The organism is Streptomyces nanhaiensis, from assembly GCF_046614825.1.
GTDB classification, from domain to species: Bacteria; Actinomycetota; Actinomycetes; order Streptomycetales; family Streptomycetaceae; genus Streptomyces; species Streptomyces radiopugnans.
Window position 1 is genome coordinate 22,652 of the sequence record NZ_JBKJFM010000071.1, and the last position, 6,523, is coordinate 29,174.

A 6,523-nucleotide genomic window follows, 5' to 3' on the forward strand; every position below is an offset into this window, starting at 1 on the left:
ACGCCTCCTTCAGGTGGTGGACGGGGGATCGGTGGGGGTCGGATCGGTGTGCGGGGGACCGGCGGGCGGATCGGTGGACGGGCCGGGGGAGAGGCCGCGGAAGAAGTCCCCGACGTGCCGCCACACCTCCGGCCCGCCGCCCAGCCCCTTCCAGTGGGTGCGTACGACGGCCGACAGGCGGTAGCAGTCGTCCAGCGGGACGATCCACCGCTCCCGCGCCCCGCCCGCCCGGTCGACCAGCAGTGCCTCGACGTCGTCGGCCATCGCCGCGACGGCCGGATCGGCGGCCTCCACCGCGCGCCAGCGTTCCGCCCCGACGGTGGAGCGCAGCAGGCCCAGCGGGCTGGGATAGCCGGCCGTCACCTCGCCGCTTCCGCCGTCGCGGGTGAAGAAGGCCAGACCGACCGGGACGCCGAGCGAGGCCCACAGGGCGTCGTCGAAACCGTCCTCGTCCAGCCGGGTCCTGCGCAGCGGCAGCAGCCGGTAGTGGGCGCCTCCCGCCTCCCTGCGGTCGAACAGCAGGGAGCAGGCGCGGCAGGCGCAGTGGACCGTGCCGGTGCGGACGTCCAGCAGGTGGCGGTGCGGCTCCGGCAGCGGCTCGGAGCACAGGTCGCACCGCTGGTGCCCGGACGGGCCGCCCTCCGCGCCCGGTGCGCGAAGGCGGTCCGGGCGGTGGGCCAGGCGCCGCAGCCGGGGTGTGGCGATGGGTGCGGACACGGCGGCTCACCCGCCCTGCTCGGTGGCGAGGGCGGGGCGGCGGAAGAGGTCGCCGACCGGGATGAGAGGGGCGGGTGCCCGGTTCGGGGCTGTGCCGGTCTCCACCTCCACCCGCTCGATCTCGGGCGCGGCGGCGGCCACCGCCTCGCGCACCGCCTGTTCCAGGGAGCGCGGGGAGGAGGAGCAGCCGCGCCCGGTGCCGCCGAGCCGGATGCGGACCGCCTCCCGCGAGATCCCGGTCAGCTCCACCGCGTCCTCCTCCAGCCGCCGTTGCGACCGCAGGCCGGCCAGGGCGCGGCGCACCCGGGTCTCCGCCGGGTCCGGGTGGAGGCCGTGCACCAGCAGCAGATGGCCGACCAGCTCGTCGCCGGCCAGCCGGCGCACGGTGTCTGCGCCGTCCTCCTCACGGCCCAGCCGGTCCACGATCCGTGCCAGGCAGTCGCCGTAGAGGCCGACCAGGGTCTGGACGGTGTCGGCGGCACGGGCGGCCGCCGCGCTGTCCGGCAGCGACTCCAGCGCGGACAGCAGTTCCTCGGCGCGGGCCGCCTGCCCGCGCGCGTACTCGTCGTCCCAGGGCATGTCCGGCCGCCCGCTACGAGACCTGGCCGAAGGTCGGCGAGTGGGTCAGGCGCAGGGTGCGCCCGCCGCCGAGGTACATGTGGACGCCGCACGGCAGGCAGGGGTCGAAGCTGCGCACGGTGCGCATGATGTCGATGCCCTTGAAGTTCTCCGGCCCGTTCTCCTCGAACAGGGGGCAGCCCTGGACGGCGTCCTCGTACGGGCCCGGTGTGCCGTAGAAGTCGCGGGGACTGGCGTTCCACGGGGTCGGGGGGTAGGGGTGGTAGTTGGCGATCTTCTTGTCGCGGATCACCAGGTGGTGGGAGAGGACGCCGCGCACGGCCTCGTGGAAGCCCACGCCGACGCCCTCCTCGGGGACGTCGAACTCCTGGAAGACCCTGGTGCGCCCGGCCCGCACCTCCTCCATCGCCCGGTCGACGAAGTGCAGGGCCATCGCGGCGGCGTAGGCGACGAAGTACATCCGCGCCCGGTTGCGCTCGATGGTGTTGGGGAAGGGCGGCGGGGTCCACTCCAGCCGCATCTCCGGCATGGCCGGGGTCTTCGGCAGGTCGATCTCGACACTGCGCCCGGTGGAGCGTACGTAGGGGGTGCGAACCTTCCCGGCCAGGGCGGTGGCCCACAGCCGGGCGATCGGTCCGCCGCCGGTGTCCAGGGCGAGGAAGTCGTTCGTCCGCCTGTCGTACCAGCGTGGGCTCATCACCCAGCTGTACTTTCCGCCGTTCAGGTCGCGCTTCTGGGGGGCGGGCAGGGTGGTCTGGTTCCACGGGTGGCGGGGGTCGACGGGGTTGCCCAGGGGGTCCTTGTCGACGTAGGTCTCCTCGCCGATCCAGTCCTCGTAGTAGGAGCTGCCCAGCAGGATCCGCATGCCCAGGTTGATGTCCACCAGATCGGTGGTGACCAGTTCGCCGTCCACGACGATGCCGGGAGTGACGAACATGGCGTTGCCCCACTGGTTCATCGTCCGGTAGTCGTAGTCGACCGCCTCCGGATCCTGGAAGGCGCCCCAGCAGCCCAGCAGCGTGCGGCGGCGGCCGACCTCCTCGTAACCGGGCAGGGCCTCGTAGAAGAAGTCGAAGACGTCGTCGTTCATGGCGACGGCCCGCTTGACGAAGTCCATGCAGCGCATCAGCCGCACCAGGTAGTCGGTGAAGACCTGGGGGGTGGCCACGGTGCCGACGCCGCCGGGGTAGAGCGTGGAGGGGTGGACGTGCCGGCCCTCCATCAGGCAGCACATCTCCCGGGTGAGGCGGCTCATGGTGAGCGCCTCCTTGTAGGTGGCGCCCTCGAAGGGGTTGTAGGAGCGCATGATGTCGGCGATCGTGCGGTGGCCGTGCACGTCGCCGCGCGGGGCCGCGGTCCGCTCGGCGCGCTCCAGGACGGACGGGTTGGTCTCCTTGACCATGCGCTCGCAGTAGTCGACGAAGACCATGTTGTCCTGGAAGATCGTGTGGTCGAACATGTACTCGGCGGCCTCGCCGAGGTTGATGATCCACTCGCCCAGGGGCGGCGTCTTCACCCCGTACGCCATGTTCTGCGCGTAGATCGAGCACACCGCGTGGTTGTCGCCGCAGATGCCGCAGATGCGGCTGGTGATGAAGTGGGCGTCGCGGGGGTCCTTGCCCTTCATGAAGACGCTGTAGCCGCGGAAGATCGAGGACGTGCTCCGGCACTCGACGACCTCCCGGTTGGGGAAGTCGATCTTGGTGTAGATGCCCAGGTTGCCGATGATCCTGGTGATGGGGTCGAACGCCACCTCGGTGAGGGTGCGCTGCTCGACCGGGACGGTCTGGCTGGTCGTCACGGAGCGGTCCTTTCGAGCCTCTTCGGCGTCCTCGGCACTGGTGTGCGGTGCGTCGTCACCGGCCCGACCACCGGGGGTCGTAGCCGGAGGTCAGCTCGGCGCGGTTGTGGCGCCACCCGGGTTCCTTGTTCACCGTGCGGTTGGTGACGGCGCGCAGGGAGCGCACCAGCGGCCCGTAGGTCCGGCTGAGCAGCCCGGAGGAGACGCTGCCTCCGGGCGGTTCGTCCATGAAGGGCATGAACTTGTCGGGGAAGCCCGGCATGGTGCAGGCGATGCAGATGCCGCCGACGTTGGGGCAGCCGCCGATGCCGTCCATCCAGCCGCGCTTGGGCACGTTGCAGTTCACCACCGGGCCCCAGCAGCCGATCTTCACCTGGCACTTGGGGGAGTTGTAGTCCAGCGCGAAGTCGCCCTGCTCGTAGTAGGCGGCCCGGTCGCAGCCCTCGTGGACGGTCTTGCCGAACAGCCAGGTCGGCCGCAGCTGGTCGTCCAGCGGGATCGGCGGCGCGAGCCCGGCCGCCTGGTGCAGGACCCACAGCAGGGTCTCCATGAAGTTGTCCGGCTGCACCGGGCAGCCGGGCACGTTGACGATCGGCAGCCCGCCCGCGGAACGGAAGTCCCAGCCCAGGTAGTCGGCCAGGCCCATGCAGCCGGTGGGGTTGCCCGCCATGGCGTGGATGCCGCCGTAGGTGGCGCAGGTGCCGATGGCCACCACCGCGTACGCCTTGTGCGCCAGGCGGTCGATCCACTGGTTGAGGGTGATCGGCTCGCCGGTGTCGGGGTCGTTGCCCATCGACGTCCAGTAGCCGTCCCCGTTGATGTTCTCGTTGGGGATCGAGCCCTCCACCACCAGGACGAACGGCCCCAGTTCGTCGGCTGCCGCCCGGTGGAAGGCTCGGGTGAAGTCCTCGCCGGTCTCGTAGGCCAGCACCTTGTTGTGCAGGTGGACCTTGGGGATGCCGGGGATCGCCCCGAGGACGACGTCCTCCAGGCTCGGCAGTGTCGCGGCGGTGACCGAGACCGTGTCGCCGTCGCAGCTCATGCCCTCGGAGGTCCACAGGATGTGAACCTCGTCGACGCCGCCGGGGGCCAGCGTGTCGGTGCTCATGGAGCCTTCCTTCCCTGCGGGTGGCGGGGACCGGGATCCGGGCCCGGGCGGGCGGCGAGCCGCGTGCCCGGGCCGCCGACCGCTCCACGAAGCGTGACATTTCCAACAAACCCCTACAACTCAAACGTGCTGTGCCGGGGAAGCGACCTCCGGACGCGCCGGAGCATCCGGAGGGCGTCCGCCGCCGGCGGGCGGCGTACGCGGCGCCTGGGCTGTACGGGGGAACTCGCCCGGGCCCGGACCGGCGGCCCACCGTGGAGCCGGGGCGGATGGCTAGCGTGACCCCCCATGCACGAGCTGTCGATCGCCGCCGCCGTGGTGGAGAGCGCACAGGACACAGCCCGCCGCCATGGCGTCTCCTCGGTGGAGGCGGTGCGCCTGCGCGTGGGCGAGCTGTCCGGTGTGGTCGCCGACGCGCTGCGGTTCTCCTTCGAGGTCGTCACCGAGGGCACGGTGCTCGCCGGCGCCGAACTCGTCGTCGAGGACGTCCCCGCCCGCGCCCGCTGCACGGCCTGCGCACTGGAGTTCGCCCCCGGCACCCCGCCGCGGCTGTGGTGCCCGGAGTGCGGTGAGGGGGCGACGGAACTGGTGGCCGGACGGGAACTGGAGATCGTCGACGTCACCCTCCCCCTGGCCGGCGCGTCCTGCCGGGGCGGTTCGGCGCCGCAGGGGGAACGACGGGAAGGAGTCGCGTGATGTGCCGGGTCGTGGACGTGCGGCAGGCCGTACTGGCCAGGAACGACGGACTGGCGGCCGCACTGCGCCGCGAACTGGACGGCCGGGGGATCACCGCCGTCAACCTCCTGTCCAGTCCGGGCAGCGGCAAGACCGCCCTGCTGGAACTCCTCCTGACCCGCGCCGCCGGGCGCGGTGTGCCGGCGGCGGCCCTCACCGCCGACCTGGCCACCGAGAACGACGCACGGCGCCTGGCCAGGTCCGGCGCGCCGGTCAAGCAGGTGCTCACCGGCGGGCTGTGCCACCTGGAGGCCGCCCAGATGCGCGGCCATCTGGAGGGCTGGCCGCCGCCGGACACCCGGGTGCTGTTCGTGGAGAACGTGGGAAACCTGGTCTGCCCCGCCGCCTACGACCTGGGCGAGACGCTGCGCGTGGTGCTGATGTCGGTCACCGAGGGCGAGGACAAGCCGGTGAAGTACCCCACCGCCTTCGGCCTGGCGAACCTGGTGGTGCTGAGCAAGGCCGACCTCGGCGAGGCCGCCGGATTCGACGGCGACGCCTTCGCCGAGAGCGTCGAGCGGGTCAACCCCGGAGTCGGGGTGCTGCACACCTCCGCCCGCACCGGGCAGGGCGTCGACGAACTCCTGGACAGGGTGCTGGCCGTGTGCGAGGGCGCCCGCCCCCACCGGCCCCCGCTCGCCGGGCGGCACCTGCGCGAGCACAGTCATGAGCACGGCCGTGAACACGGCCATGGGCACCCCCGCGACCACGAGCACCCGCACGCGCACCCCGACGGGGAAGACGCGCCGCCCGCCGCCGGCCTGCCCGCACGGTAGCGGCGGTGGAGAGGAGCGTCATGACGGCCGTCGTCGAGGGCCGGCCGGGCCCGGACGCCGGAGCGGACCGCGTACGGCGGCGTCTGACCGTGCGCGGAACCGTCCAGGGTGTGGGCTTCCGCCCCTTCGTCCACGCCCTGGCCTCGCGGCTGGGGCTGTCGGGGCACGTGGCGAACAACGCCGACGGTGTGGTCGCCGAGGTCGAGGGAACGCCCGCGGCGGTGGAGGCGTTCTGCCGGGGACTGGTGGAGCAGGCGCCGCCCCTCGCGGCCGTCTCCTCGGTGGCGGCCGAGGAGGTACCCCCGCTCGGGACCGGCTCCGGTGCCGGCCCGCACCACGCGGAGTTCTCCATCCGCCCCTCCGAGCAGGGCGGGGGCCGCACCCGGATCCCGCCCGACACCGCCACCTGCGACGACTGCCTGCGGGAGCTGGCCGACCCGGCCGACCGCCGCCACCGGCACCCGTTCGTCACCTGCACCCACTGCGGCCCGCGGTTCACCATCGCCACCGCGCTGCCCTACGACCGCGCGACCACGACCATGGCCGCCTTCCCCCTGTGCCCGGCCTGCGCGCGGGAGTACGCCGACCCGGCCGACCGCCGCTTCCACGCCCAGCCGGTCGCCTGCCACGACTGCGGCCCCCGGCTCCGGCTCACCCGTGCCCGCGGCGCGGCCGCGGTCACGGGCGCGGGCGAGTTCACGGGCGAGGAGGCGCTGGCCGGGGCCCGCCGACTGCTGGCCGAGGGCGCGGTCGTGGCGGTCAAGGGCGTCGGCGGCTACCACCTGGCCTGCGACGCGACCGACCCCG

7 protein-coding genes are annotated in these 6,523 nt (G+C 73.0%); 3 read left to right on the plus strand and 4 right to left on the minus strand.

Features of this window, described 5'->3' with window-relative positions:
- Positions 1-9: 9 nt before the first annotated feature.
- Genes ACLIYP_RS16815 through ACLIYP_RS16830 form a run of 4 tightly spaced genes read right to left on the minus strand, consistent with a single transcriptional unit; the run spans position 10 to position 4,205 of the window.
- The gene (locus ACLIYP_RS16815; protein ID WP_412713942.1) at positions 10-717 is read right to left on the minus strand and encodes a DUF5947 family protein; all 708 of its coding nucleotides are present in this window, start codon (positions 715-717) and stop codon (positions 10-12) included.
- A 6-nt stretch (positions 718-723) separates the two neighbouring features.
- The gene (locus tag ACLIYP_RS16820; RefSeq protein WP_412713943.1) at positions 724-1,296 is read right to left on the minus strand and encodes a NifU family protein; all 573 of its coding nucleotides are present in this window, start codon (positions 1,294-1,296) and stop codon (positions 724-726) included.
- Between the two features lie 13 nt (positions 1,297-1,309).
- A complete protein-coding gene (locus ACLIYP_RS16825; RefSeq protein ID WP_412713944.1) occupies positions 1,310-3,097 on the minus strand; it encodes a nickel-dependent hydrogenase large subunit in 1,788 nt (595 codons plus the stop codon).
- A gap of 55 nt (positions 3,098-3,152) precedes the next feature.
- Positions 3,153-4,205, minus strand: a complete 1,053-nt coding sequence (locus ACLIYP_RS16830; RefSeq protein ID WP_412713945.1) for an NADH-quinone oxidoreductase subunit B family protein — start codon at positions 4,203-4,205, stop codon at positions 3,153-3,155.
- A 288-nt stretch (positions 4,206-4,493) separates the two neighbouring features.
- Between ACLIYP_RS16830 and hypA the strand changes: the two genes are divergently transcribed.
- The 3 genes from hypA to ACLIYP_RS16845 all read left to right on the plus strand — a co-directional run.
- The gene (gene hypA, locus ACLIYP_RS16835; RefSeq protein WP_412713946.1) at positions 4,494-4,901 is read left to right on the plus strand and encodes a hydrogenase maturation nickel metallochaperone HypA; all 408 of its coding nucleotides are present in this window, start codon (positions 4,494-4,496) and stop codon (positions 4,899-4,901) included.
- The gene (gene hypB / locus ACLIYP_RS16840) at positions 4,901-5,716 is read left to right on the plus strand and encodes a hydrogenase nickel incorporation protein HypB (protein ID WP_412713947.1); all 816 of its coding nucleotides are present in this window, start codon (positions 4,901-4,903) and stop codon (positions 5,714-5,716) included. Before hypA ends, hypB begins: the two co-directional genes overlap by 1 nt.
- 20 nt (positions 5,717-5,736) lie before the next feature.
- On the plus strand, positions 5,737-6,523 hold a 787-nt coding region (locus ACLIYP_RS16845), incomplete at its 3' end, for an acylphosphatase (RefSeq protein ID WP_412713948.1).